Here is a 24,327-nt window from a genome sequence, read left to right as displayed (position 1 = left end):
CTCAGCGGCGCTGCCGGAACATCCAGTCGCGGATGCCTTCGATGCCGTAGGCGATGCGCCACGTGTTCACGTGGTGGCTGCCCGCGTCGTCGGCCTGGCCGGGGGGCACCACGCTGCCTTTCTCCAGCGCGACGTAGTGGATGGTCGCGCCCTGTGCTTCGAGCTGGCGCACGGCGGCGGCGAACTCGGCCGGGGTGGAACGGCCGTTCCACACGGCGCGCGCCACCTGGGCGCCGGCCTGCTCCAGCACCGCGGTGATGGCGTTCTGACCCGGGTAGGCCTTGGGGTCGCCCTGCGAGACGACGATCCACAGCTTCTGGCGCGCCAGCGGCTTCACCAGCGCCGGGTCCCACTGGCCGGCCACCAGGAACGACGCCGCGAACAGGTCGGGGTACTTGATGTTCATGGCGATGCCCATCATCGCGCCGCCCGACTGGCCGGTGGCGTAGATCCGGCTCTTGTCGATGTTGTACTGGTCGGCGAGCTGGTGCACCAGATCCACCGTCAGATCCAGGTACTCCGTGGCCTCGGACCGGTCGGTGACGATGGGTTCGGGGTACTGCGGCGCCAGCACAAAGGCCTCGCGCCGGGCCTGGTCGGCCGGGCTGGCCCAGCAGACCGCGCCCAGGCCCTGCACCAGCGTGGTGTCGGTCACGGTGCTGCTGGCGCCCGCGTCGTGCATGAAGAGCACCAGCGGGTAGCGTTTGGCCGGGTCGTGGTTGCGCGGCACGAACAGGTTGTATTTCAAGGTGTCACCGGTCCTGGCATCCACATACTCCAGGGGCCGGAACCCGTCCACGACCTGATCGATCACGGCGTTCGTCTGCACCGCTTGCGCACTGGGCGCGAGCCTGCGCTGGTCGGCGCTGAGCACGGGGGCCATCTGGGTGATGGTGGCCTTTGCCGGTTTGCGTGTGATGGTGCGCCTGTCCTGCAGGTAGAGCAGGGCCTGCGGGTCGTCGGGCGACAGTTCCACGATCACGAAGCGGCCGTTGCGCCCCTGTTCGGCCGTTGCCGCCTGGGTGTTGGCGTAGACGCGGGTGATGGTGCGCCCGTCCACGCGGTAGCTGGCGGGGCCGAGGCTGGTGGTGTCGATGTCGGCGTCGTAGGCCAGGGCGATGGCGGTGAGCTTCTGGCCTTCACCGAACACTTGTGTGATGGCGGTGGCGCCGCGCAGCGGCACGGCGGTGTCGGCGCGGGCCGACAGGCCGGGGGCCATCCACACGGTGATGCCGGCGCTCAGACCGGCGGCCAGAAAGCGACGGCGTGATGGGAGTCGGGCCTGGGCTGTCCTGTGCATCCAGGCCTCACTCGTGCCGCAGCGCGTCGATCGGATTCAGCCGTGCCGCGCGCCGCGCCGGGAAGTAGCCGAACAACACACCGATCGCCGCTGAAAACACGAAGCTCAACAGGTTCACGCTCAGGTTGAACTGGTAGGGCACGTTCATCAGCGCCGAGAGGCCGAGCGAGGCGCCGGTGGCCAGCACGATGCCGATGAGTCCGCCGAGTGCGGCCAGCACCACGGCCTCAATCAGGAACTGCAGCAGCACCTCGCGCTCCAGCGCGCCGATGGCCAGGCGCAGGCCGATCTCGCGCGTGCGCTCGGTCACGCTCACCAGCATGATGTTCATGATGCCGATGCCGCCCACCAGCAGGCTCACCGCGGCCACCGCGCCGAGCAGCATGGTCATGATCTTGGTGGTGCCCGAGAGCGTTTCGGCGAGTTGTTTGGTGTCGAGCACGTTGAAGTTGTCTTCGTCGGTCTCGGCCAGCTTGCGGCGTTCGCGCAGCAGCTGGGTGATGGTCGCGGTCACGCGCGAGGCGTCCGCTCCGTCGCTCATGGACACCAGCAGGGTGTTCACCCGCGTGTGGCCGACGATGCGGCGTTGCAGGGTCTTGATCGGCATGAGCACCAGGTCGTCCTGGTCGTTGCCGAAAGCGCCCTGGCCTTTCGAGGCCAGCGTGCCGACAACCTCGCAGCTCATGGCCTTGACGCGCAGTTGCGCGCCCACCGCGCTGGTGCTGCCGAAGAGCTCGCGCTGCACGGTCTGACCGATCAGGCAGACCGCGCCGCCTGCGCGCAATTCGTCGTTGCTGAACGCGCGGCCGTCGGCGATCTTCCAGTTGCCGGTGGTGAGCCATTCGTTGGTGCTGCCGATCACGCTGCTGCTCCAGTTGCGGCCGTTGGCCACAAGCACGGAGCCGGTGCGCGCTTCGGGCGCGACCGCGGCGATGCCGCCGATCTGCGCGGCGATGGCTTCGCCGTCGCTTTCCTTGAAGGCGGGCGCACCGCCACCACCGCCACCCGGCCCCATGCGTTGGCCGGGGCGCACCTGCAGCAGGTTGGTGCCCAGGCCCGAAATCTGGTTCTGCACCGCGGCCGTGGCGCCATTGCCCACCGTGACCATGGTGATCACCGCGCTCACACCGATCACGATGCCAAGGATGGTGAGGAAGGAGCGCAGCAGGTTGCGGCGGATGGAGCGCAGCGCGAGCAGCAGCGTGTTAAGCCACATGCGGAGCCTCCTCGCCGGCGGTGCCCGAGACTTCCGCGTCGCTCACGGTCTGGTGCGCCGCGCCCGTCTGCAGCGCCACAGGATGCGGGTTGGGCTCGTCGCTCTCGACCACGCCGTCCACGAAGCGCACCATGCGTTTGGCATACGCCGCCATGTCGGGTTCGTGCGTGACCATCAGCACGGTGATGCCCTGTTCGGCGTTCAGGCGCCAGAGCAGTTCCATGATCTCCTGGCTGCGGTGGGTGTCGAGGTTGCCGGTGGGTTCGTCGGCCAGCAGCACCTGCGGCTCGGTGACGATGGCTCGCGCGATCGCCACGCGCTGTTGTTGCCCGCCCGAAAGTTCACCCGGCGTGTGGTGCTCCCAGCCCTTGAGGCCCACCTTTTCCAGCGCGCGCTGGGCCAGGCTGTGCCGCGAAGCCGCGGGCTCGCCACGGTAGATCAGGGGCAGTTCCACGTTTTCCTGCGCCGAGGTGCGCGCCAGCAGGTGGAAGCCCTGGAACACGAAGCCGAAATAACGCCGCCTCAGGCGCGCACGCTCGTCGCGCGAGAGCGCTTCCACGTGCACGCCGCGAAACAGGTAGTCGCCGGTGGTGGGCACGTCCAGGCAGCCCAGGGTGTTCATGGCGGTGGACTTGCCCGAGCCGCTGGGACCCATGATGGCGACGAATTCGCCCTGGTGGATGTCCAGGTCCACGCCTTTCAAGGCCTGGAAGGCTGTGTTGCCTTCGCCGTAGGTCTTGGTGATGCCGCGCAGGCGGATCAGGGGGGGGCCGCTCACAGCGCGATCCGGCGCCGGGCCGCCCCAAGCCGGATCAGCCCCCTCGGGGGGCAGCGACTCGCGTAGCGATGGAGCGTGGGGGTTCATGGTGTCGGACTGCGTTGTTCGGTGATCACGGCCATGCCCTCGGAGAGCCCTTCGCCGCTGACCTCGGTGTTGCGGCCATCGCTGATGCCGGTCTTGACCGACACCGACACCGGCTGGCCGTCCTGCAGCACCCAGATCTGGCGCGGACCGCCGCCACGGCGGTCGGTGCCGGCGGTCTTGGTGCCCGAGCGCGGCGGGCGTGGCATCAGCTTGGACAGGATGCTGGTGTTGGCCGCCGCCGCGCCGTTGCCATTGGCCGGTGAAAAGCGCAAGGCGGTGTTGGGCACCAGCAGCACGCCCTTCGCTTCCTTGGCCACGATGGTGGCGGCCGCCGTCATGCCCGGGCGCAGGCTCAGGTCGCTGTTGTCCACGTTGAGCGTGGTGGTGTAGGTGACCACGTTGTCGGTCTTGGTGGAACCGAAGGCCACGCGGTGGATGGTGGCCGGGTAGCGGCGCGCCGGGAAGGCGCTCACGGTGAAGGTGGCCTTCTGGTCCACCTTGACCGCGCCCACGTCGGCCTCGTCCACCGCCACATCCAGCTTGAGCTGTGCGAGGTCTTCGGCCACGGAGAACAGCGTCACCGCCTGCAGCGAGGCGGCCACGGCGTTGCCCGGGTCCACCGTGCGGCTGAGCACCACGCCGTTGATGGGCGAGCGGATCGAGGCCTTGGACAGGTTGGTTTCGGTGGTGGCGAGGGCCGCGCGCGATTCGGTGACCGAGGCACGCGCGGCGGCCTCGCTGGCCACGGCACGCTCCACGGCCGCCTTCGCGCTGTCCAGCTCGGTGGCCGAGGGCACCTTGCCGCCCGAGAGGCGCGCCACTTCCTCGAACCGGGCCAGCGTGGCTTGCGCTTCCTTGGTCGTGGCGAAGGCCTGCGCCAGCTGTGCCTGGGCCGAGGCCAGACCGGCGCGCGACTGCGTCACCTGGTCCACCAGCTTGGCGGTGTCAAGCTCCACCAGCACCTGGCCGGTCTTGATGCGGTCGTTCACGTCCACATGCACCCGCTTGACGGTGCCCGAGAGCTCACTGCCGATGTTGACCGAGCGCGTGGGCTGCAGCGTGCCGTTGGCGGCCACGGTGAGCGTGATGTCGCCCTTCTTCAGGGGCTCGGTCACGTAGACCGGTGCGGCCTTGGCTTTCTGCTGCGCCTGCCAGTAGGTGAGGCCACCGGCCACGACGATGATCGCGGCGATGCCGATCCACAGCGAGCTGCGCTGCCACCAGCGCGGCGGGTGGTCGCTGCCCAGAAGGTCTTGCAGGTCGGCGGGGGTGGCGTCTTTTTTGGGGCTCATGGCGGTTCGGGTTCTGTGGTCGGGGTTCAGCGGGTGGTGGTTTCAACCGGCTGCGCATCGGGCGACCAGCCGCCGCCCAGGGATTTGTACAGGCGCACCAGGTCCGCGCTCAGGCTGGCCTGGGTGCTGGCCACGCTGTCCTGGGTGGAGAGCAGGGTGCGCTGGGTGTCGAGCACCGAGCGGAAATCGATCAGGCCGCTTTCGTAGCGCTGGCGCGCCAGCAGCTCGGCGTTGGCCGCCGCGCTGCTGGCGGCTTGCAGCCGTTCCAGGCGCTCGCGGTTGCCCTGCAGCGACACCAGCGCGTCTTCCACGTCTTTCAAGGCGGTCAGCACGGTGGCCTCATAGTCCACGCGCGCCGATTCCAGCGCGGCCTCCTGAGCCCGCACCTGGGCGCGCGCCGCCCCGCCATCGAACAGCGGCGCCGACACGCTGGCCAGCAGCGAATTGACGACCGAGGCACCGTTGGTCAGCGTGCCCAGGGTCAGCGCGGAGAGGCCCAGCGAGCCGCTGAGGCGAAAGCTCGGGTAACGCGCGGCGTCGGCCTGCGAGACCCGGGCCAGCGCGGCGCGGATGCGCAGCTCGGCGGTGCGCACGTCGGGGCGCTGGCGCAGCGTCTCGGCGGGAAAGGCCAGTGCCAGATCGGACGGCCCTTGCGGGATCGCCGCGGCCTGGCCGAGCGAGGCCTGCAGCGCCCCGGGCGCCTGGCCGGTCAGCACCGCCAGGCTGCTGATGGCCTGGGCGATGCTGGTCTGCAGCGCCGGGATCTGGGCCGCGGTCTGTTCGCTGGATGCAATGGCCTGTTCCAGATCGAGCGACGAGGCCAGGCCGGCCTGGACGCGCCAGCGGGTGATCTGCAGGGTTTCGGTCTGCGCGGCCAGGTTGCTGCGCGCGATCGCCAGCCGCGCCTGCAGGCCACGCAGTTCGACATAGGTCACCGCGACCTCGGCCGCCAGCGACACCCGCACGTCGGCCAGGCTGGTTTCGGAGGCCTGGGCGTCGGCCTCGCTGGCGTTGAGCGCGCTGCGGTTGCCCCCGAACACGTCGGGCTCCCAACTGGCGTCAAAGCCGGCCTGGAAGCGGTTGCTGGTACCGGTGCTGCCCGACTTGCTGCGCTGGGCCGAACCCGAGGCGTCCACCGTGGGCCCCAGGCCGGCCTGTTGCACATCGCGCTGCGCGCGCGCCTGCCGCAACGCGGCCTGGGCGCTGCGCACGCTGGTGTTGGCCTGCAGTGCCTGCGTGACCAGGGCGGTGAGGGTGGGATCGTTGAAGCGTTGCCACCAGTCCGCCAGCGCGGTGGCCGACTGGCCCGGCGTGGCCTGGCCGCCGGGGCCGGACCAGGCGGCGGGCACCGGAGTGTCGGGCAGCGCGGTGCCGGTGGGCGCCAGGCTGGCGCAGGCGGACAGCAGCAAGGCGGCGGCGAGGGCGGTCAGGGCAGCCGGGTGGTGGGCCGGTCGGGAGAGCGGTGGGGTGGGGTTCATGGTGTTCATTCAGCATACTGTGTATGCCTGTGTGCCATTGTGCGCAAGCCCAACCCACCGGGTGTGACCTCTCGGTGAAGTTCGTGTAAAGAATGTTGTCGAGCCGCGCCTACTGGAACGCCACCTCGGCAAAGCTGCGCAGCTTGCGGCTGTGCAGTTGGTCGGGACCGCCCTCACGCAGGATGTCGACGGCGCGGATGCCGATGCGCAGGTGCTGGTCCACGCGCTCGCGGTAGAAGTGGTTGGCCATGCCGGGCAGCTTGATCTCGCCGTGCAGCGGCTTGTCGCTCACGCACAGCAGGGTGCCGTAAGGCACGCGGAAGCGGAAACCGTTGGCCGCGATGGTGGCGCTTTCCATGTCGAGCGCGACCGCGCGCGATTGCGAGAACCGGCGCTGGGGTTTGTTGTCGGGCAGCAGTTCCCAGTTGCGGTTGTCGGTGCTGGCCACGGTGCCGGTGCGCATGATGCGCTTGACCTCGGCCGGCGGCACGCCGGTCACGTCGGCCACGGCGGCTTCGAGCGCGAGCTGGATTTCGGCCAGCGCGGGGATCGGCACCCACAGCGGCAGTTCTTCGTCCAGCACGTGGTCTTCGCGCACGTAGGCGTGGGCCAGCACGTAGTCGCCGAGCTGCTGGGTGCTGCGCAGGCCGGCGCAGTGGCCGATCATGAGCCAGGCGTGTGGGCGCAGCACGGCGATGTGGTCGGTGATGGTCTTGGCGTTGGCCGGGCCGACACCGATGTTGACCATGGTGATGCCGGTGCGGTCGGCGCGGACCAGGTGGTAGCCCGGCATCTGCGGCAGGCGCGGCGGCGGGTGGCCCAGCTCGTCGCCCACTTCCGGCGGCAGGCCGGCGCGGCGCATCACCACGTTGCCCGGCTCCACGAAGGCGATGTACTCGCTGTCGGGCCGGGCCATCTCGGCGTGGCCCAGGCGGATGAATTCGTCGATGTAGAACTGGTAGTTGGTGAACAGCACGAAGTTCTGGAACCACTCGGGGGCGGTGCCGGTGTAGTGGCGCAGGCGCTGCAGCGAGTAATCCACGCGCGGCGCGGTGAACAGCGAGAGTGGGTGTGCTTCACCGGGGCGCGGCTCGTGCGTGCCGTTGGCGATGCCGTCGTCCATCACGGTGAGGTCGGGCAGGTCGAACACGTCGCGCATGAGCGCGCGGCGCTCCGGGCCCATGCTGCCTTCCACGTGGTCGTGCTCGGCGAACGAGAAGTGGATGGGAATGGGCTGCGCGCTGGTGCCCACCTCCAGCTCGCCGCCGTGGTTGGCCAGCAGCAGGCGGAACTGTTCCAGGTAATAGTCGCCATACAGGTCGGGCCGGGTGAGCGTGGTCTCGAAGCGGCCGGGGCCGGCCACGAAGCCGTAGCTCAGCCGGTTCATCGGCGGGCTGTGGGGCGCGCTGCTCTTGCGTGAGACGCTGTGGGTGTGCAGCCGGACGTAGGGGTAGCAGGCCCGCACGTGGGCGTGCGAGAAGTCGCCGCCGGTGACGAAATCGCGCATGGCCTGGCGCAGAAAGTCCACGCTGTCCTGGTAGATGCGTTGCACCTGGGCCAGCGCCTGGGCCGGGTCGCGGTAGAACATCGGGGCGGTGAAGTCGGGTGTCTTGTGCATGGCGTGTATTGTGAACACCCCCTGCGCCGCTGTGCGGCTTCCCCCTCTTTTGCCCCGCCTTTGGCGGGGAGGGGGACGCTCCCAGTGGCCCGGCACAGCCGGTTCCACGGGAGCCCAGAAAGGGGTGCGCGCTGGCCGGTGAGCCCCTACGGTTTCACCGGCTCGCGCATGGTCACGAACTCTTCGGCCGCCGTGGGGTGGATGCCGATGGTGCTGTCGAACACGGCCTTGGTGGCGCCGGCCTTCATGGCCACCGCAAATCCCTGCACGATCTCGCCCGCCTCCGCGCCCACCATGTGCAGGCCCACCACGCGGTCGCTCGCGCTGTCCACCACCAGTTTCATGAGCGTGCGCTCGCTGCTGCCCGACAGCGTGTGCCTGAGCGCCTTGAACTCGCTGCGGAACACCGTGATCTGGCCGAACGCCTCTCGCGCGGCGGCTTCGGTGTAGCCCACGGTGCCGATGTTGGGGTGGGTGAAGACGGCGGTGGGGATGAACTCGTAGCTCATCTCGCGCGCGGGCTTGCCGGCCACCGGGCCGAACAGCTGGTCCACCACCACCATGGCCTCGCCCAGCGCCACCGGCGTGAGCTGCACCCGGTTGGTCACGTCGCCCACGGCATAGATGGAGGGTACGTTGGTCCGGTAGTGCGCATCGACCACGATCTCGCCTTGCGCGCCCTGGGCCAGGCCCACGGTTTCCAGCCCCAGACCGGTCACGTTGGGCACGCGGCCGGTGGCGTAGAGCACGGCGTCGGCCAGCACCTCGCCGCCGCCTTCGAGTTCCACGCGCAGGCCGTCGGCCGTGCGCTGGACGTCCACCACGCCGGCGTTCAGGCGCAGGTCCACACCGGACTTGACCATTTCGGCCGCGACGAAATGGCGGATCTCGTCGTCAAAACCGCGCAGCACCTGCTCGCCCCGGTAGAGCTGGGTCACGTGCGAGCCCAGGCCGTTGAAGATGGAGGCGAATTCGCAGGCGATGTAGCCACCCCCCACCACCAGCAGGCGCTGGGGGAACGGCTCCAGGTCGAAGATGTCGTTGGAGGTGATGACGTGTTCGCGGCCCACGAAGTGCGGCACGTGGGGCGTGCCGCCGGTGGCGATCAGGATGTTCTTGGCCGTGAAGTTCTGGTGGCCGGGGCTGCCGTCGGCGTTGATCGTGGCCAGGCCCACGCCGTGTTCGCCCTGCACGCGCGCAAAGCCGTCGAACACCGTCACGCCCGCGCCGCGCAGCAGGCTGCCGTAGACACCGTTGAGGCGGCCGATTTCCTGTGCCCGGTTGGCCTTGAGCGTGGCCCAGTTCAGCGTCGGCAAGGCGGGCTGGCCGCTCGGATCGACGGCGCCGAACTCCCAGCCGAAGCCCAGGGACTCGTGGAACGCGTCAGCGTAGTGCGCGGCGAAGCTGTAAAGCTTTTTCGGAATGCAGCCCACGTTGACGCAGGTGCCGCCCAGGCCATCGGTGCCCAGGGTTTCGGCCAGGGCCACGCGCGCGCCGCGCTGCGCGGCCATGCGCGCGGCGCGCACGCCGCCACTGCCTCCACCAATCACGAAAAGGTCAAAGTCGAACGCACTCATCGGTCAAACATCCCCGCATCAAGACGGCCCGGGCGCCCCGGGCCTGGAGCCATCTTACGTCCGGCCGTGGGTGGCCGGGGGCATGCCGGTGGATCGCCCGTGCTCAGGCCCGGGCCATCACCTCGGGGCGCAGCAACGTGCGGCGCCGGGCCATTTCCCGGCCCATGCCCGCGGTGTCGTGGGAGGCCAGCCGCTGTCTGGCCTCCGGGTAGGCGATGGCCTCTTCCAGCACGATGTGATCGAGGTACAGGGCCTCGAACACCTCCAGCGCATGGCGCAGTTCCTGGGTGTCGAACCAGAGGTTGCCGTTGGCCGCGGCCTCCAGCGAGGGCGCAATCTGCAGCCAGTTTTCTTCCAGCCAGCCGTGGTCCTGCGTCAGGTGTTCGGCGGCCTGCACCACCTCGGGGTTCGGGCTGGTCCGCAAGGAGGGAAAGATGTGCTTTTCTTCGTCCAGGTGGTGCTGCCGGGCTTCGCCGTTGAAGTAGGTCAGCACCCGGCGCGCCTTGTCGCGCGCGGCCTGGTTCAGACCACCGCGTTCAATCGCATCCACCAGCTGGTGCAATTGCCGCAACTGCTGCTGGATCTCCCGGTGGGTGCTGTCGAGGAACTCGAAAACGGCGATGACGGCGGACGTGGAGGCGGCGCACATATGAAACTCCCCAGAAAAGGTGCTTCCATTATGAAAATGCGGCGTTGCCGCAACTTGATTTGGCGCAAACAAAAAGCCCGCCGAAGCGGGCTTCCGATGAACTGCAGAAGCAAGACAGGCATCCGGCCCACGTGCCCAACAACCAAGCCTCCGGCGCACGTGCCCGAACCCAGGATGCCGTGGAACTGGCTTTGCCAGGCCACAGGCATCGCCCCCTGGGGGGTGACGCCGCAGGCGGCGCGGGGGGTTAATAGGTGTATACCCCGCGCCCCGTCTTGCGACCCAGCCAGCCCGCGGCCACCATTTCCTTCAGCAGCGGCGCCGGGCGGTACTTGCTGTCGTTGAACTCGGCCATGTAGACGTTCATCACCGCCAGGCACACGTCCAGCCCGATCATGTCGGCCAGGGCCAGCGGGCCGATGGGCTGGTTGCAGCCCAGCTTCATGCCCGCGTCGATGTCTTCCGGCGTGGCCAGGCCTTCGGCCAGCACGAAGAAGGCCTCGTTGATCATGGGCACCAGGATGCGGTTGACCACGAAGCCGGGCGCGTTCTTCACGGTGATGGGCGACTTGCCCAGGGCCTCGGCCAGCGCCTTGACGGCATCGTGCGTGGCGTCGCTGGTCTGCAGGCCGCGGATGATCTCCACCAGCGCCATCATGGGCACGGGGTTGAAGAAGTGCATGCCGATGAAGCGGTCGGGGCGCTGGGTGGCGGCGGCCAGCTTGGTGATGCTGATCGAGCTGGTGTTCGTGGCCACGATCACCTCGGGCGCGAGCAGGCCGTCGAGCTGCTGCAGGATCTTGACCTTGAGGCCTTCGTTTTCGGTCGCGGCCTCGATCACCAGCTGCGCGCCCTTGAGGTCGTCGTAGTTCGTCGAGCCCTGGATCAGCGCGAGCGCCGCGTCCTTGTCGGCGGCGGTCATCTTTTCCTTCTTGATCAGGCGGTCCAGGCTGCCGGCGATGGTGGCCAGGCCCTTGTCGACCGCGGCCTGCGCGATGTCGATCATGACGACGCGGATGCCACAGGTGGCGCAGGCTTGCGCGATGCCGTTGCCCATGGTGCCCGAGCCGATGATGCCCACGGTTTGAATGCTGCTCATGTGGTGTTCACTCCTGAAATGGCGAAAAAAGCCATTGTCGGTCCTTCGCCGCCCGGGTTCCGGGGCGGGGCGGTCACCCAGGTGTCTGGTCTAGGCTGGCACGCCTACCCGCGCGCCCGGGGCCTGTGCTACCTTGCCGCCAGTCGCTAGGCGCGGCGGTCCGCGTGACCCGCCGTTTCCGCGCCGGCCCCAGGAGACCCAACAACATGTACGACTACCTTATCGTGGGCGGCGGTTCCGCCGGCTGTGTGCTGGCCTCGCGCCTGAGCGAAGACCCGCAGGTCCGCGTGGCCCTGCTCGAAGCCGGCCCCGCCGACAAGAACGTGCTCATCCACTGCCCGGCGGGGCTGGCCGTGATGGCCAAGTACGAGCTCAACGGCTGGGGCCTGGCCACCGTGCCCCAGCCGGGACTCAACGGCCGGCGCGGTTACCAGCCCCGTGGCAAGGTGCTGGGCGGCTCCAGTTCCATCAACGCCATGATCTACGCGCGCGGCCACGCCAGCGACTACGACGCCTGGGCCGCCGAAGGCAACCCGGGCTGGTCCTTCGCCGACGTGCTGCCGTACTTCAAACGCGCCGAACACAACGAGCGCGGCGCCGACGCGCTGCACGGCCAGGGCGGGCCGCTGAACGTGATGGACCTGCGTTCGCCCAACCCATTTCTGCCCGCCTTCATGGAAGCCGGCCAGCAGGCGGGCTACCGGCTGAACAACGACTTCAACGGCCCCGAGCAGGAGGGTATCGGCCCCTACCAGGTGACGCACAAGAACGGCGAACGGTTCAGTGCCGCCAAGGCCTACCTGACGCCGCACCTGAACCGGCCGAATCTGAACGTGATCACGGGCGCGCTGACCACGCGGGTGCTCACCGAGGTGGTGGACGGCCGGCCCTGTGCCGTGGGCGTCGAATACCGGCCCGATGCCGGGCGCGGCGCCTTGCAGAGCCTGCGCCTGAAACCCGGTGGCGAGGTGGTGCTGAGTGCCGGCGCGTTTGGCTCGCCGCAGCTGCTCATGCTCTCGGGCATCGGCCCGGCGGCGCACCTGCGCGAACACGGCATCGGTGTGGTGCACGACCTGCCCGGTGTGGGCGCCAACCTGCACGACCACCCCGACGTGGTGATGGTGGTTAACGCGCCCAAGCTCACCGAGCTGTTCGGTCTGTCCTGGACCGGCGTGGTGAACATGGTCAAAGGCCTCTTCGAGTGGCGGCGCCAGCGCAGCGGCCCGCTCACCACCAACTTCGCCGAAGCCGGCGGTTTCATCAAGAGCAGCCCCGAGGAACCCATCCCCGACCTGCAACTGCACTTCGTGGTGGGCAAGCTGGTGGACCATGGCCGCAAGACGGTGCTGGGCCATGGGTATTCCTGCCACGTCTGCCTGCTGCGCCCCAGGAGCCGCGGCACGCTGCGCCTGGCCAGCGCCGATCCGCAGGTGGCGCCGCTGATCGACCCGGCCTTTCTGCAGGACGCGGACGACACGGCACGCCTGGTGCGGGGCTTCAAGTGCATGCGCGAGCTGCTGCAGCAACCCGCGCTCGCGCGCCACGGCGGCATGGAGTCCAAGGCGTCGGCTGAAGCGCAAAGCGACGCGCAGATCGAGCAGTTCATCCGCAACCACGCCGACACCATCTACCACCCGGTGGGCACCTGCCGCATGGGCCCGGACGGCGCGGCGGTGGTGGACGCGCGCCTGCGGGTGCACGGCGTGGCGGGCCTGCGGGTGGTGGACGCCTCCGTCATGCCCAGCGTGGTGGGTGGCAATACGAACGCGCCGGTGATCATGATGGCCGAGAAGGCGGTGGACATGATGCACGAGGACCACCCCCCGCGCCGCTTCGCGCCACACCCCTGAGGGGGGCAACACCTGCAGTCCGGCAAAGCCGGCCCTGCGGTGTTCTGGGTTACGCTCTCCCTCCCATGTTTTCAAACCTCTTCCCCGGCGCGCGTGCCTGAACCGAGGATGCCGTGGAACCGGCTTTGCCGGGCCACCGGCATCGCCCCCCTGGGGGGTGACGCGAAGCGGCGCAGGGGGAGCCTCCACCACATGATTCTTGAACACGCCGACCTCCGCATCGACCCCGCCCGGGCCGCCGACTTTGAAGCCGCCATCACCCGTGCCGCCAGCACCGTGATCGCCCTGTCCAAGGGCTTTCAGGGCTACAAGGTCAACCGCAGCATCGAGAGCCCGGGGCGCTACATCCTCACCATCTACTGGGACACGCTGGAAGACCACATGGTGGGTTTCCGCCAGTCGCCCGCGTTCGCCGAATGGCGCGCCATCGTCGGCCCGTTCTTTGCTCAACCACCCGTGGTCGAGCACCTGGAGCTTGTGAGCAAGAGCTGAGTCACATCCCACCCCCATCGCTGGCTCACTGCGTGTAGCCAGCTCAGCCCCTCAAGGGGCAATGCCTGTGGCCCGGCGAAGCCGGTTCCACGGCATTCTCGGTTGGGGTCAGGCGCGCCGGATTCAGGCAGGCGCTCGGCGCAATCCGGCCAGCACCAGGCCGAAGCCTATGAACACGCTGCCCGCGACGCGGTTGATCCACAGCGCGGCGCGCGGCCGCTGCAGCCAGCGCCGTGCGCGGCTGGCCAGCCACACGTAGGTGAGCAGGCACGACACCGAGGCGCACACGCTGAGCGACACCAGCGTGGCGAACTGTGGCAGCAGGGGCTGTTCGGGCTGCACGAACTGCGGGAACAGCGCGCCAAAGAACAGGATGGCCTTGGGGTTGGTGAGCGAGACCCACAGGCCCAGGCGCAGCATCTGCGCGTCGCTGGCCGGTGGCGCGTCGCCCTGGGTTGCGCTGCCCAGGTCCAGCCCGTCGCGCGAGCGCAGCATGCGCCAGCCCAGGAACACGAGGTAGGCCGCGCCCACCCATTTCACCAGCGTGAACAGCCAGGCCGAGGTGTGCAGGATCACACCGAGACCGAGGATGGAGGCACCGGCCAGCAGCAACAGCCCGATCTGGTTGCCCAGGGTGGAGTACAGCCCGGCGCGAAAACCGCGCGTGGCGCCGTTGCGCAGTGCCAGCAGCACGGCCGGCCCCGGCGTGGCGGCGGTGAGCCAGGTGATGAGGCTGTAGGCCAGCAGCAGTTGCAGGGTCATGGTGGGTGCCGGTGTGCCGTCAGGCGCGGGGCGCGGTCTTGCGCATCAGCGTCGATTTGCCGAACAGGCTTTCGATCAGGTCGACCGCGAGTTCGGCCGTGCGGTTGCGCACATCCAGCGCCGGGTTGAGCTCCATCACGTCGAGGGAGGCCAGGCGTCCGGTGTCGGCGATCATCTCCATGCACAGCTGCGCTTCGCGGTAGGTCGGGCCGCCGGGCACGGTGGTGCCCACGCCGGGGGCGATCTCGGGGTCAAGGAAATCCACGTCGAAACTCACGTGCAGGTGGGTGTTGTGATCCATGCCCATGAGCGCCTGCTCCATGGTGTGGCGCATGCCCATCTCGTCGATGTAGCGCATGTCGAACACTTCCAGGCCGGCCTCGTGGACCAGTCGTTTTTCGCCCGCGTCCACGCTGCGGATGCCGATCTGGCGCACCACGCCGGCGTCGATGGCGGGCGTGGTGCCGCCGATGCCGGTGAGTGGCGCCGGGCCATGCCCACACAGCAGCGCCACCGGCATGCCGTGGATGTTGCCGCTGGGGGTGAGCGCGGCGGTGTTGAAGTCGGCGTGCGCGTCGAGCCAGAGCACGCGCAGCTTTTTGCCGGTCTCGCGGCAGTGCCGGGCCACCGCGCTGATGGAGCCCAGGCCCAGGCAGTGGTCACCGCCGAGCACGATGGGCATGCGGGCCTGCGCCAGCTCCGCCCGCACGGCCTCGTGCAGGGTCTGGTTCCATTCGACCACCTCGGCCAGATGCCGGTAGCCCTCGGCGGGCGCCAGCCAGGGGTTGGGCGGACCGCTCAGGTTGCCCCGGTCGAGCACGTCCAGGCCGTGGCTCTCCAGCACGCTGCGGATACCCGCCACCCGCAGCGCTTCGGGGCCCATGGAAGCGCCGCGCGCGCCCGCACCAATGTCGGTGGGCACGCCGATGAGGCTGATGTGGTGTTGCATGGCGCTATTCTGCCGCCAACAGGTCAGCCCCCGCGTGTGCAGGGGTGCTGTGCCGCAGCGCGCGTCAGCGCATCGAGGACACGTAGGCCACGACCGCGCGCAGGTCGGCGTCTGTCATCTGCCGTGTGTTGGCGGTCATGAGCGGGTTGACGCGGGTGCCGACGCTGCCGCGGTAGTTCTTCAGGGTCTGGGTGAGGTAGTCCGTCTGCTGTCCGGCCACACGGGCGAAGGACTCGCTGCCGCGGCCCTGTTCACCGTGGCAGCGCCAGCAGACCTTGTCGTAGTACTTCTTGCCCTCGGCCACCAACGCCGCATCGTGCACCGGCTGGGGTTTGACGGACTGGCGCGCGTAGTACACCGCCACGCCCAGCCGTTCGTCCACCGACATGGCTTTGATCAGCCGTTCCATGAATTCGTAGCGGCGGCTGCCGTCGGCGAACTGGCGCACCTGGGTCAACAGGTAGGTCGGGTTCTGGCCGGCGAGGTTGGGCACGTCGCTCTTGACGCTGTTGCCCCCGTCGCCGTGGCAGTTGGCGCAGAACAGCGAAACCTTCTGCCCCATGCGGGCATAGGTTTCCACTTGCTGTGGGTCCTGCAGGATGACGTTCAGGCGCTCTTCGAGCGTGCCGGCGGGCGGGGTGCCAGGGCTTGCCTGGGCCACCGCCGTGCCACAGACCAGGGCGAGCACCATGCCGAGGGCGGCGTGAAGGGATGGGGTGATGTTCATGTATTGAAGATGCTATCCACCCGGCCGGCGGGCCACTTGACCCCGGTCAATCAACCCGCTGAAAGCGGCAAAGCCTCACATATTGCGCCGGTATTGACCGCCCACGGCGAACAGCGCGCCGGTGATCTGGCCGAGCGAGCAGCAGCGTACGGCGTCCATCAACACCTCGAACACGTTCCGGTTCTCGATCACCGCCTGCTGCAGGCGCTGCAGCATGGCCGGGGCTTCGGCCGCGTGGCGGGCGTGGAAGCCGGCCAGGCGCTGGAGCTGGCTTTGTTTTTCTTCGTCGGTGGAGCGCGCGAGCTCCAGCTTGTCCATCACCGCGTCGCCGTGCGGGTTGCGGAAGGTGTTGACGCCGATGATGGGGTATTCGCCCGTGTGCTTGAGCATCTCGTAGTGCATGCTCTCGTCCTGGATCTTGCCGCGCTGGTAGCCGGTTTCCATCGCACCCAGCACGCCGCCGCGTTCGGCGATCTTCTCGAACTCGGCCAGCACCGCTTCCTCCACCAGCTCGGTCAGCTGCTCGATGATGAAACTGCCCTGGTTGGGGTTCTCGTTCTTGGCCAGGCCCCATTCGCGGTTGATGATGAGCTGGATCGCCATCGCGCGGCGCACCGAGTCTTCCGTGGGCGTGGTGATGGCCTCGTCGAACGCATTGGTGTGCAGCGAGTTGCAGTTGTCGTAGATCGCGATCAGCGCCTGCAGCGTGGTGCGGATGTCGTTGAACTGGATTTCCTGCGCGTGCAGGCTGCGGCCGCTGGTCTGGATGTGGTACTTCAGCTTCTGGCTGCGCTCGTTGGCGCCGTACTTTTCCTTCATCGCCACGGCCCAGATGCGGCGCGCCACGCGGCCGAGCACGGTGTACTCCGGGTCCATGCCGTTGCTGAAGAAGAAGGAGAGGTTGGGCGCGAAGTCGTCGATGTGCATGCCGCGCGCGAGATACGCTTCTACGAAGGTGAAGCCGTTGCTCAGCGTAAAGGCCAACTGGCTGATCGGGTTCGCGCCGGCTTCGGCGATGTGGTAGCCGCTGATCGACACCGAGTAGAAATTGCGCACGTCGTGGTGCACGAAATACTCCGCGATGTCGCCCATGACCTTGAGCGAGAACTCGGTGCTGAAGATGCAGGTGTTCTGGCCCTGGTCCTCTTTCAGGATGTCGGCCTGCACTGTGCCGCGCACGTTGGCCAGCACCCACTCGCGGATCTTCTGCGCTTCGGTGTCGGTCGGCTCGCGGCCGTTGTCGGCCTTGAACTTCTCGACGTTCTGGTCGATGGCGGTGTTCATGAACATCGCCAGGATGCTCGGCGCCGGGCCGTTGATGGTCATGGAAACCGAGGTGGCCGGGTGGCACAGGTCGAAGCCACCGTAGAGCACCTTCATGTCGTCCAGCGTGGCGATGCTTACACCCGAGTTGCCCACCTTGCCGTAGATGTCGGGCCGCGGGTCGGGGTCGTTGCCGTAGAGCGTGACCGAGTCGAATGCGGTGGACAGGCGCTTGGCGGGCATGCCTTCGGACAGCAGCTTGAAGCGGCGGTTGGTGCGGAAGGCGTCGCCCTCGCCCGCGAACATGCGGGTCGGGTCTTCGCCTTCGCGCTTGAAGGCGAAGGTGCCGGCGGTGTAGGGGTAGCTGCCGGGCACGTTGTCCAGCATCAGCCACTTGAGGATCTCGCCGTGGTCTTCGTACTGCGGCAGGGCTACCTTGCGGATGGAGGTGCCGCTGAGCGACTTCGTGGTGAGCGCGGTGCGGATCTCCTTGTCGCGGATCTTCACCACGTACTCGTCGCCCGCGTAGGCCTTCTGCATGTCGGGCCACTGGGCCAGCAGCTTGCGCGCGGCCGGGTCCTGCGCCAGCTCGCGTTCCTGGGCCAGGTCGATGGCGGCTTCGGCGGCCTTGGGCCGGTGGGGCTTGGCCACGCTGAGCATGCGCGCGGCCTCGCGCAGTTGCTGGATTTCGCGCGCGAGCGCGGCCTGTTCGCGCGCCTTCTTCTTGTAGCCCCGCAGCGTGTCACTGATCTCGGCCAGGTAGCGCGTGCGCGCGGCCGGCACGATGGGGCTCTGGTTGGTGCTGTGGCGCACCGCGACCTGGGGCAACCGGCCCTCACGCAGCGGCAGGCCCAGCGCCATCAGACGGGGCTTGAGCGCCTGGTAGAGCGCGGTCACGCCGTCGTCGTTGAAGCGCGCGGCCATGGTGCCGAAGACCGGCATCTGCTCGGCCGGCGTGGTCCAGGCCTCGCGGTTGCGCTGCACCTGCTTGGCCACGTCGCGCAGCGCGTCGCTGGCGCCCTTGCGGTCGAACTTGTTGATGGCGATGAACTCCGCGAAGTCGAGCATGTCGATCTTTTCAAGCTGGCTGGCGGCGCCGAACTCGGGGGTCATCACATACATGGGCACGTCCACGTGCGGCACGATGGCCGCGTCGCCCTGGCCGATGCCGGAGGTCTCGACCACGATCAGGTCGAAGCCCGCCACCTTGCAGGCCACCACTGCGTCGGGCAGGGCCGCGCTGATCTCGCTGCCGAAATCGCGTGTGGCCAGCGAACGCATGAACACGCGTTGGCCGTTGTCCGGGTTGCCACCGGGCAGTGCGGCGCGCGTGGCGCCCGGCGTGGTGGCCCAGGGCGCGATCGCGTTCATGCGGATGCGGTCGCCGAGCAGGGCGCCGCCGCTTTTGCGGCGCGAGGGGTCGATGCTGATGAGGGCCACGCGCAGGCGGTCTTCCTGGTCCAGCCGCAGGCGGCGGATCAGCTCGTCGGTCAGGCTGGACTTGCCCGCGCCGCCGGTGCCGGTGATGCCGAGCACCGGCACTTTTTTGTGGGCGGCTTCGGTGCGGATCGCTTCGACCAGCGCCGGGTCGATGCGTGGTGCGCTGTCGCCCCGCCGGCCCGGCTTGCCTTCGTCCGGCGCCTCCCGGTTTTCCAGCGCCGTGATCAGCTGCGCCAGCGCGCGCCAGTGCATTTCGCCGTGGCCCTGGATGGCGCCCAGCGTGGTGGGCGCGTAGGGCGTGAGGTCCCGGTCGCAGCGCATCACCATCTCGCCGATCATGCCGGCCAGGCCCATGCGCTGGCCGTCTTCGGGGCTGTAGATGCGCGCCACACCGTAGTCCTGCAGTTCCCGGATTTCGCTCGGCACGATCACGCCACCGCCGCCGCCGAACACCTGGATGTGTTCGCCGCCGCGGCTCCTGAGCAGGTCCACCATGTACTTGAAGTACTCCACATGGCCGCCCTGGTAGGAACTGATGGCGATGCCCTGCGCGTCTTCCTGCAGCGCGGCGGTGACCACCTCATCCACCGAGCGGTTGTGCCCCAGATGGATCACCTCGGCGCCCATGCCCTGCAGGATGCGGCGCATGATGTTGATGGCCGCGTCGTGCCCGTCGAACAGGCTCGCGGCGGTGACGAAGCGCACCTTGTGCGTGGGGCGGTAGCGGGCCAGGGCCTGGTAGTCGGCGCTGAGTTGGGTCATGGCTTGTCTCTTGGTTTCTGGTCTTGTGGGGAATGGGGGCTCACCGGATGCGCAGCCCGGCCAGTGCCGGCTCTTCGGGGGGATAGCGCAGGTCCAGCGCCTTGAGGGTGTCGCGAACCAGGGTCGCGATCATCAGGTTGCGGTGGGTTTTGGAGTCGGCCGGCACCACCGTCCAGGGCGCCCAGGGCGTGCTGGTCTCGTGCAGCAGCGATTCGTAGGCTTTCTGGTATTCGCCCCATTGCTTGCGCACCTCCAAGTCGCCCAGACTGAACTTCCAGTGTTTGGTGGGGTCGTCCACCCGGTCCTGCAGGCGCTGGCGCTGCTCTTCGAAACCGATGTGCAGCATGCACTTGAGGATCACGGTGCCGGTCTCGGCCAGCAGGCGCTCGAAATCGTTGATGTGGCGGTAGCGCTGGCGGGTCTGTTCGGGGCTGATCCAGCCATTGACCACCGGCACCAGCACGTCTTCGTAATGGCTGCGGTTGAACACCATGATCTCGCCCGCGCCGGGCACCTTCTGGTGGATGCGCCAGAGGAAGTCGTGATCGCGTTCGGCCTCGGTGGGCGCCTTCCAGCCCACGGTGTGCACGCCCAGCGGGCTGGTGCGCGCGAACACGCCACGCACGGTGCCATCCTTGCCGGAGGTGTCCGTGCCCTGCAGGACCAGCAGCAGCTTGTAACGGCCGTCGGCGAAGAACAGGTTCTGCAGCACATCCAGCTCCTGCGTGAGCACATCGAGTGCGGCCCGGTCGGCGACCTTGTTGCCCCCCGAGTAGGGCTTGGCGCCGGTGTCCAGGGAATCGAGCGCCTTGGGCCGGTCGTTCTTGCCGTTTTTGCCTGGGGTCTGGGGCTCGATCTGCCAGTCCTGCCAGAGGCTGCCCCGGGTGGCGCGGATCGCGGCGGCGGGAAAAGGCAACGGGGCATCGCTCGGGCTGGGCATGGCGTCTCCGGTGGGTGAGCAGGCAGGGTGCAACAGCAGCAACCCCACGTCAATTGTGTCTAGTTGACGTTTACGTAAACGTAATAGTAACCCGGTTTGTGTGGAGGAGGGTGATGCGGCCGAGGCATCACCTGCTGCGGGCTGGCTCACTACAATACTTGTTGGGGTATGCCAGCGACCGTTTTGCCCGTGCGGCCGGTGTGTGCAGTGCCTTGTTTCATTCACAGGAAAACCCGATGTCCACCGTCCACGATCCCGAACGCAAGCGAGCCCTGGTCCTGCGCCTCAAGCGCGTGGAAGGCCAGTTGCGGGGTATTCAGAAGTTGATCGAAACCGACGCGGACTGCGAAAAAGTGGCGCAGCAACTCGCCGCCGCCCGCAAGGCGCTGGACAAGACCTTCTTCACCATGGTGGGCTGCGTCATCGCGCAGGGGGATGTGCCGGCCGACGATGTGGCCGACATGCTGGCCCGTTTTTCCTGAGCGGCGCCGGCCCGGCCAATCCAGAAGGGAACACCATGAAACCGATCCAGCTGTTCGATCCCGATTCCAGCACCTATACCTATGTCTTGTTTGACCAGGTCACGCGCGACGCGCTCATCATCGATCCGGTGGACGAGCAGATCGAGCGCGACCTGGCGACCCTGCGCGAGTACGGCCTGAAACTGGTCTGGGCGGTGGAGACCCATGCCCATGCCGACCACATCACCAGCGCGGGCAAACTGGCAGAGCTCGCCGGCGCCCGAACCGCCGCGCCCCAGGGCTGCGGGATCGGTACCGCCGCGGTGCAGCTGCGGCACGGCGACACGCTGCCGTTCGGGCAGGAAGTGCTGCAGGCCCTGCACACCCCGGGCCACACCGCCGGCAGCATGAGCTACCTGTGGCGCGACCACGTCCTCACCGGCGACACCCTGCTCATCAACGGTTGCGGCCGCACCGATTTCCAGTCCGGCAGCGCCAGCGACCTGTACCGCAGCCTGACCCAGGTGCTGTTCGCGCTGCCGGACGACACCACCGTCTGGCCCGGGCACGACTACCAAGGGCGCACGCACTCCAGCATCGGCCACGAGAAGAAGAGCAATGCCCGTGTGGCGGGCAAGACCGAGGCCGAGTTCGTGGCCCTCATGGACGCGCTGAATCTGCCCAAGCCGCGCCGCATCGACGAAGCCGTGCCGGCCAACCTCAGCTCCGGCATTCGCCACGACGCGGACGGCGCGCTGCTCATGCACCCGCGTCGGGCGCAGGCGGGCTACGCCGGTGACGTGTCGCCTCAGCTGGCCTGGCAGTGGGTGCAGGCGGGCGAGGCGGTGCTGGTGGATGTGCGTACCGATGCCGAGCGCGAGTGGGTGGGTTTTGTGCCCGGTGCGGTGGCCGTGGCCTGGAAGCAGTGGCCGGGCATGGCGATGAACCCGGCGTTTGACCAGCTGGTGAGCCAGGCGGCCAACGGCAAGAAGGTGGTGCTGTTGTGCCGCAGCGGGGTGCGCTCCATTGCCGCGGCCAAGCGTGCCACCGAGCTGGGCCTGGAGGCCTACAACGTGCTGGAGGGGTTTGAGGGCGATCCCGATGAGAGCGCGCACCGGGGCCGCAAGGGCGGTTGGCGCTACCACGGTCTGCCCTGGCGCCAGAACTGAAGAGGGGGTGGCGCCCACGCCAGGGTGCTGGTGAGTTCGCGTTGGCCGACTGTCGGCAGAACATCACGAAACGTGAGAATAAAGCGTAACAAGACCTGTCAGGGCTGACAGGTGTGTTGTGAATTCTTCACAGATTTCTTTTTTCAATGGGATTTCCCATTCTCAAAGGAGATCTCGATGGAAACGCTTCAACCCGTCCGCGAAACATCCCCGGTCAATCCGCCCCTGTCCGCCGCGTTGCAGGCCCGCATCGGGCGCGAGTTCACGCCCCGATGGCGAGACACCTGGGGCGGTCGATTCGTTCTGCATGGGCGTCCGCCCGGGCCCAACGCCGTGCGTCTGGATGGTAACGACTACCTGAACGTCACCGGGCATCCGACCATCGTCGCGGCGCAGGTCGAGGCGGTGACGCGCAGCACGGAGTTCGTGGTCCAGTCGGGAGTGTTCCTGCTCCAGCAGCACCCGACGCGCGCGCTGGAAATGGCGCTGGCCGACTGGGTCGGGAAAGAGGACGGCTTCGTCTGCCAGTCGGGCTACGCCGCCAACGTCGGTCTGCTGCAGTCCATCGCGGACGCCAGCACGCCGGTCTACCTCGACACCCTGGCCCACACCTCGCTCTGGGAGGGCGCGCATGCGGCCCGGGCGCCCGCGCATGCGTTCCGGCACAACGACCCGGATCACCTGGACCGGATGCTGGAGAAGAAGGGCGCAGGCATCGTGGTGGTGGACTCGGTTTACAGCACGACGGGCGCGCTTTGCCCTTTGAAGAACATGGTGGAGGTCGCGGAAAAACACGGCAGCATGATTCTGGTGGACGAATCGCATTCGCTGGGAACCCATGGGCCGGAGGGCGCGGGCCTGTGCGCCGAACTGGGGCTGACGGACCGGGTGCATTTCATCACCGCCAGCCTGGCCAAGGCGGTCGCGGGACGGGCCGGGTTCTTCAGCGCGCCCGCCAGCATGCGCTACTACATCCTCAGCTCCAGCTACCCCAACATCTTCAGCTCCTGTCTGCTGCCGCCCGAGGTGGCCGGGCTGCAAGCCACGGTGGCGGTGCTGCGGGCGGCCGACGCCGAGCGCAGCCGGCTGCGCGAGGTGACCCGCAGGCTGAGGGACGCGTTCACTGGCCTGGGGTATCCCATTCACCAAGGCACGGAGCAGATCATTTCCCTGGAGGCGGGCACCGAGCCCGAGACCATGAAGCTGCGCGATGCGCTGGAGGAACGTGGGGTGTTCGGCGCCATCTTCTGCGCGCCCGCGACCAGTCGCAATCGCGCCATGGTCAGGCTCACGCTCAACGCTTCCCTGGCCGACGCCGAACTGGATCACGTGGTCGATGTGGCGCGTGAGATCGCGCCGCTGGTCCGGCCGTGGGACTGGCCGATCGCACGGCGGGCCAGGGCCGTTGCCGCGGGCGCTCAGGCGTCCTGAATCACCCGGGCCCCCTGCGCGTCCAGGAAGTGGCGGTAGGGATAGATGGGTTGCGGCAGATCGGCTTCTTTCAGGGGAAAGAGGGCCGCAGTCAGCACCGCGTCGTCGCCCATCGACACCGTGCGCGCCGTGCGGATAGGGCCGCGCAGGTTCAGCTGCTGGTGCAGTTCCACGGCGGGCAGTTGTTGCCCGGCCTGCACCGCGCGCGCGACGTCAAAACCCAGGCCGGCTGAACTCGCCAGTTCCGCCAGGTCCGTCAGGCCGGTGGTGGGTTCCAACTGCAACCATTCGCAACCGCCCAAGGCGTCCAGACCCAGGAGGCCGAAGGGCTCGCCCAGCACCACGTATTCCACCCAGCGCTTCTGGGTGTACGCCTGCAGGGCCTGCGCCACCGAAGGAATCTGCAGTATCGACTGCTGGGTGGGGCGCAAGGCCGCGCGCCAGAGCGTGTTCAGGCGCGGGTGCGGCGCGTTGGCCAGCTTGGCCAGGGCCGTCAGCAGACGACCTGAGATGTCGGCGGTCTGCTTGGGGATGAACTGGTCGATCAGGCCGTGGTTGAACGCCTGGATGGCGATCTGTTCGTCGGCCGCGCCCGTCAGCAGCACACGCGAGCCTGGCCAGTCCAGCAGGGTGTTGAGCACTTTGAGGCCGTCGGTGCCGGGCATGGCGTAGTCGACCACGCAGATCTGCGCCAGCTCGTAGCGCGACGGGTTGTTGGCCCAGTACCGCAGGACCTGGGGCATCAGGGGTTGTCCCTGACGCCAGCGCTCGATCATCTGGATATGCTGCCCCGCGTCGGCCTCCCAGCGAGCCGGTTCCTCCCGCATGCGTTCGACAAAACTGGCCGGCCGTGAGTACAGCTCCATTTGTAAGTGAGCGGGCACGACCATGCCAAGCATTTCGAGGTAGTCGATGTCGTCGTCGAGAAACAGAATGCCGCCCGGACGGTGGAAGAGGGGGATTTTGATGGCCATGGGTGGGGTGTGG

20 protein-coding genes and 1 pseudogene are annotated in these 24,327 nt (G+C 68.1%); 6 read left to right on the top strand and 15 right to left on the bottom strand.

The annotated features are described in order from the left end of the window. Position 1: 1 nt before the first annotated feature. The 9 genes from HTA01S_RS04925 to HTA01S_RS04885 form a co-directional block, all read right to left on the bottom strand. Positions 2–1,300, bottom strand: coding sequence for an alpha/beta hydrolase-fold protein (locus tag HTA01S_RS04925; RefSeq protein ID WP_084235859.1), 1,299 nt, complete (start codon positions 1,298–1,300; stop codon positions 2–4). 7 nt (positions 1,301–1,307) lie between these two features. Beyond that, positions 1,308–2,516, bottom strand: coding sequence for an ABC transporter permease (locus tag HTA01S_RS04920; RefSeq protein WP_068167466.1), 1,209 nt, complete (start codon positions 2,514–2,516; stop codon positions 1,308–1,310). Next, positions 2,506–3,294 (bottom strand): ABC transporter ATP-binding protein, encoded by a 789-nt coding sequence (locus HTA01S_RS04915; RefSeq protein WP_068167465.1) that lies wholly within the window; start codon positions 3,292–3,294, stop codon positions 2,506–2,508. Before HTA01S_RS04915 ends, HTA01S_RS04920 begins: the two co-directional genes overlap by 11 nt. An 83-nt stretch (positions 3,295–3,377) precedes the next feature. Then, complete coding sequence (locus HTA01S_RS04910) at positions 3,378–4,673, bottom strand: efflux RND transporter periplasmic adaptor subunit (protein ID WP_068167464.1); 1,296 nt, start codon at positions 4,671–4,673, stop codon at positions 3,378–3,380. 26 nt (positions 4,674–4,699) lie between these two features. Further along, the gene (locus HTA01S_RS04905) at positions 4,700–6,151 is read right to left on the bottom strand and encodes an efflux transporter outer membrane subunit (protein WP_068168104.1); all 1,452 of its coding nucleotides are present in this window, start codon (positions 6,149–6,151) and stop codon (positions 4,700–4,702) included. Between the two features lie 109 nt (positions 6,152–6,260). After that, the gene (locus tag HTA01S_RS04900; RefSeq protein WP_068167463.1) at positions 6,261–7,769 is read right to left on the bottom strand and encodes an AMP nucleosidase; all 1,509 of its coding nucleotides are present in this window, start codon (positions 7,767–7,769) and stop codon (positions 6,261–6,263) included. 146 nt (positions 7,770–7,915) lie between these two features. Beyond that, a complete protein-coding gene (gene gorA, locus HTA01S_RS04895) occupies positions 7,916–9,346 on the bottom strand; it encodes a glutathione-disulfide reductase (protein ID WP_068167462.1) in 1,431 nt (476 codons plus the stop codon). 103 nt (positions 9,347–9,449) lie between these two features. After that, positions 9,450–9,995: a hemerythrin domain-containing protein gene (locus HTA01S_RS04890; RefSeq protein WP_068167461.1), complete on the bottom strand. Its 546-nt coding sequence runs from the start codon at positions 9,993–9,995 to the stop codon at positions 9,450–9,452. Positions 9,996–10,242: 247 nt separating this feature from the next. Beyond that, a complete protein-coding gene (locus HTA01S_RS04885) occupies positions 10,243–11,094 on the bottom strand; it encodes a 3-hydroxybutyryl-CoA dehydrogenase (protein ID WP_068167460.1) in 852 nt (283 codons plus the stop codon). A gap of 206 nt (positions 11,095–11,300) precedes the next feature. Here HTA01S_RS04885 and HTA01S_RS04880 point away from each other — a divergent pair, with 206 nt between their 5' ends. Further along, positions 11,301–12,944, top strand: coding sequence for a GMC family oxidoreductase (locus tag HTA01S_RS04880; RefSeq protein WP_068167459.1), 1,644 nt, complete (start codon positions 11,301–11,303; stop codon positions 12,942–12,944). A 192-nt stretch (positions 12,945–13,136) separates the two neighbouring features. Beyond that, positions 13,137–13,436: an antibiotic biosynthesis monooxygenase family protein gene (locus tag HTA01S_RS04875; protein WP_068167458.1), complete on the top strand. Its 300-nt coding sequence runs from the start codon at positions 13,137–13,139 to the stop codon at positions 13,434–13,436. A gap of 123 nt (positions 13,437–13,559) precedes the next feature. On the opposite strand, the gene HTA01S_RS04870 is transcribed toward HTA01S_RS04875, so the two are convergent. The 5 genes from HTA01S_RS04870 to HTA01S_RS04850 all read right to left on the bottom strand — a co-directional run bounded on the left by HTA01S_RS04870 (position 13,560) and on the right by HTA01S_RS04850 (position 20,279). Then, entirely contained in the window at positions 13,560–14,198 is a 639-nt protein-coding gene (locus HTA01S_RS04870) for a LysE family translocator (RefSeq protein ID WP_068167457.1), read from the bottom strand. A gap of 19 nt (positions 14,199–14,217) precedes the next feature. Then, entirely contained in the window at positions 14,218–15,147 is a 930-nt protein-coding gene (gene rocF, locus HTA01S_RS04865) for an arginase (RefSeq protein ID WP_068167456.1), read from the bottom strand. A 64-nt stretch (positions 15,148–15,211) separates the two neighbouring features. Next, positions 15,212–15,874, bottom strand: a complete 663-nt coding sequence (locus HTA01S_RS04860) for a c-type cytochrome (RefSeq protein ID WP_068167455.1) — start codon at positions 15,872–15,874, stop codon at positions 15,212–15,214. 75 nt (positions 15,875–15,949) lie between these two features. Then, the gene (gene icmF, locus HTA01S_RS04855) at positions 15,950–19,339 is read right to left on the bottom strand and encodes a fused isobutyryl-CoA mutase/GTPase IcmF (protein ID WP_068167454.1); all 3,390 of its coding nucleotides are present in this window, start codon (positions 19,337–19,339) and stop codon (positions 15,950–15,952) included. A 40-nt stretch (positions 19,340–19,379) separates the two neighbouring features. After that, positions 19,380–20,279: a PPK2 family polyphosphate kinase gene (locus HTA01S_RS04850; RefSeq protein ID WP_084235857.1), complete on the bottom strand. Its 900-nt coding sequence runs from the start codon at positions 20,277–20,279 to the stop codon at positions 19,380–19,382. A gap of 236 nt (positions 20,280–20,515) precedes the next feature. On the opposite strand from HTA01S_RS04850, the gene HTA01S_RS04845 reads away from it, so the two are divergent. From HTA01S_RS04845 to cqsA, 4 genes and pseudogenes are all read left to right on the top strand, one after another. After that, the gene (locus tag HTA01S_RS04845; protein ID WP_068167453.1) at positions 20,516–20,761 is read left to right on the top strand and encodes a metal-sensitive transcriptional regulator; all 246 of its coding nucleotides are present in this window, start codon (positions 20,516–20,518) and stop codon (positions 20,759–20,761) included. Between the two features lie 35 nt (positions 20,762–20,796). Further along, positions 20,797–21,297, top strand: a pseudogene (locus tag HTA01S_RS26245) (MBL fold metallo-hydrolase); the annotation flags it as partial. A gap of 204 nt (positions 21,298–21,501) precedes the next feature. Beyond that, positions 21,502–21,909, top strand: coding sequence for a rhodanese-like domain-containing protein (locus tag HTA01S_RS25860; protein WP_245638016.1), 408 nt, complete (start codon positions 21,502–21,504; stop codon positions 21,907–21,909). Positions 21,910–22,086: 177 nt separating this feature from the next. Beyond that, complete coding sequence (gene cqsA, locus HTA01S_RS04835; protein WP_068167451.1) at positions 22,087–23,340, top strand: alpha-hydroxyketone-type quorum-sensing autoinducer synthase; 1,254 nt, start codon at positions 22,087–22,089, stop codon at positions 23,338–23,340. On the opposite strand, the gene HTA01S_RS04830 is transcribed toward cqsA, so the two are convergent. Next, entirely contained in the window at positions 23,328–24,314 is a 987-nt protein-coding gene (locus HTA01S_RS04830) for a response regulator (RefSeq protein WP_068167450.1), read from the bottom strand. The genes cqsA and HTA01S_RS04830 overlap by 13 nt on opposite strands. Positions 24,315–24,327: the final 13 nt, after the last annotated feature.

Source organism: Hydrogenophaga taeniospiralis CCUG 15921, from assembly GCF_001592305.1.
In the GTDB taxonomy this organism is placed as follows: Bacteria; Pseudomonadota; Gammaproteobacteria; order Burkholderiales; family Burkholderiaceae_C; genus Hydrogenophaga; species Hydrogenophaga taeniospiralis.
The sequence above is the reverse complement of the archived record's forward strand: the minus strand, read 5'-3'. Positions and strand labels throughout refer to the sequence as shown.

What these genes read in the sequence shown, in the direction of transcription:
- HTA01S_RS04885 (WP_068167460.1), bottom strand. Translation starts at nt 11,094, where the DNA reads ATGAGCAGCATTCAAACCGTGGGCATCATCGGCTCGGGCACCATGGGC.
- icmF (WP_068167454.1), bottom strand. Translation starts at nt 19,339, where the DNA reads ATGACCCAACTCAGCGCCGACTACCAGGCCCTGGCCCGCTACCGCCCC.
- HTA01S_RS04905 (WP_068168104.1), bottom strand. Translation starts at nt 6,151, where the DNA reads ATGAACCCCACCCCACCGCTCTCCCGACCGGCCCACCACCCGGCTGCC.
- cqsA (WP_068167451.1), top strand. Translation starts at nt 22,087, where the DNA reads ATGGAAACGCTTCAACCCGTCCGCGAAACATCCCCGGTCAATCCGCCC.
- HTA01S_RS04900 (WP_068167463.1), bottom strand. Translation starts at nt 7,769, where the DNA reads ATGCACAAGACACCCGACTTCACCGCCCCGATGTTCTACCGCGACCCG.
- HTA01S_RS04910 (WP_068167464.1), bottom strand. Translation starts at nt 4,673, where the DNA reads ATGAGCCCCAAAAAAGACGCCACCCCCGCCGACCTGCAAGACCTTCTG.
- HTA01S_RS04870 (WP_068167457.1), bottom strand. Translation starts at nt 14,198, where the DNA reads ATGACCCTGCAACTGCTGCTGGCCTACAGCCTCATCACCTGGCTCACC.
- HTA01S_RS04890 (WP_068167461.1), bottom strand. Translation starts at nt 9,995, where the DNA reads ATGTGCGCCGCCTCCACGTCCGCCGTCATCGCCGTTTTCGAGTTCCTC.
- HTA01S_RS04925 (WP_084235859.1), bottom strand. Translation starts at nt 1,300, where the DNA reads ATGCACAGGACAGCCCAGGCCCGACTCCCATCACGCCGTCGCTTTCTG.
- HTA01S_RS04845 (WP_068167453.1), top strand. Translation starts at nt 20,516, where the DNA reads ATGTCCACCGTCCACGATCCCGAACGCAAGCGAGCCCTGGTCCTGCGC.
- HTA01S_RS04860 (WP_068167455.1), bottom strand. Translation starts at nt 15,874, where the DNA reads ATGAACATCACCCCATCCCTTCACGCCGCCCTCGGCATGGTGCTCGCC.
- rocF (WP_068167456.1), bottom strand. Translation starts at nt 15,147, where the DNA reads ATGCAACACCACATCAGCCTCATCGGCGTGCCCACCGACATTGGTGCG.
- HTA01S_RS25860 (WP_245638016.1), top strand. Translation starts at nt 21,502, where the DNA reads ATGCACCCGCGTCGGGCGCAGGCGGGCTACGCCGGTGACGTGTCGCCT.
- HTA01S_RS04920 (WP_068167466.1), bottom strand. Translation starts at nt 2,516, where the DNA reads ATGTGGCTTAACACGCTGCTGCTCGCGCTGCGCTCCATCCGCCGCAAC.
- HTA01S_RS04875 (WP_068167458.1), top strand. Translation starts at nt 13,137, where the DNA reads ATGATTCTTGAACACGCCGACCTCCGCATCGACCCCGCCCGGGCCGCC.
- gorA (WP_068167462.1), bottom strand. Translation starts at nt 9,346, where the DNA reads ATGAGTGCGTTCGACTTTGACCTTTTCGTGATTGGTGGAGGCAGTGGC.
- HTA01S_RS04850 (WP_084235857.1), bottom strand. Translation starts at nt 20,279, where the DNA reads ATGCCCAGCCCGAGCGATGCCCCGTTGCCTTTTCCCGCCGCCGCGATC.
- HTA01S_RS04830 (WP_068167450.1), bottom strand. Translation starts at nt 24,314, where the DNA reads ATGGCCATCAAAATCCCCCTCTTCCACCGTCCGGGCGGCATTCTGTTT.
- HTA01S_RS04880 (WP_068167459.1), top strand. Translation starts at nt 11,301, where the DNA reads ATGTACGACTACCTTATCGTGGGCGGCGGTTCCGCCGGCTGTGTGCTG.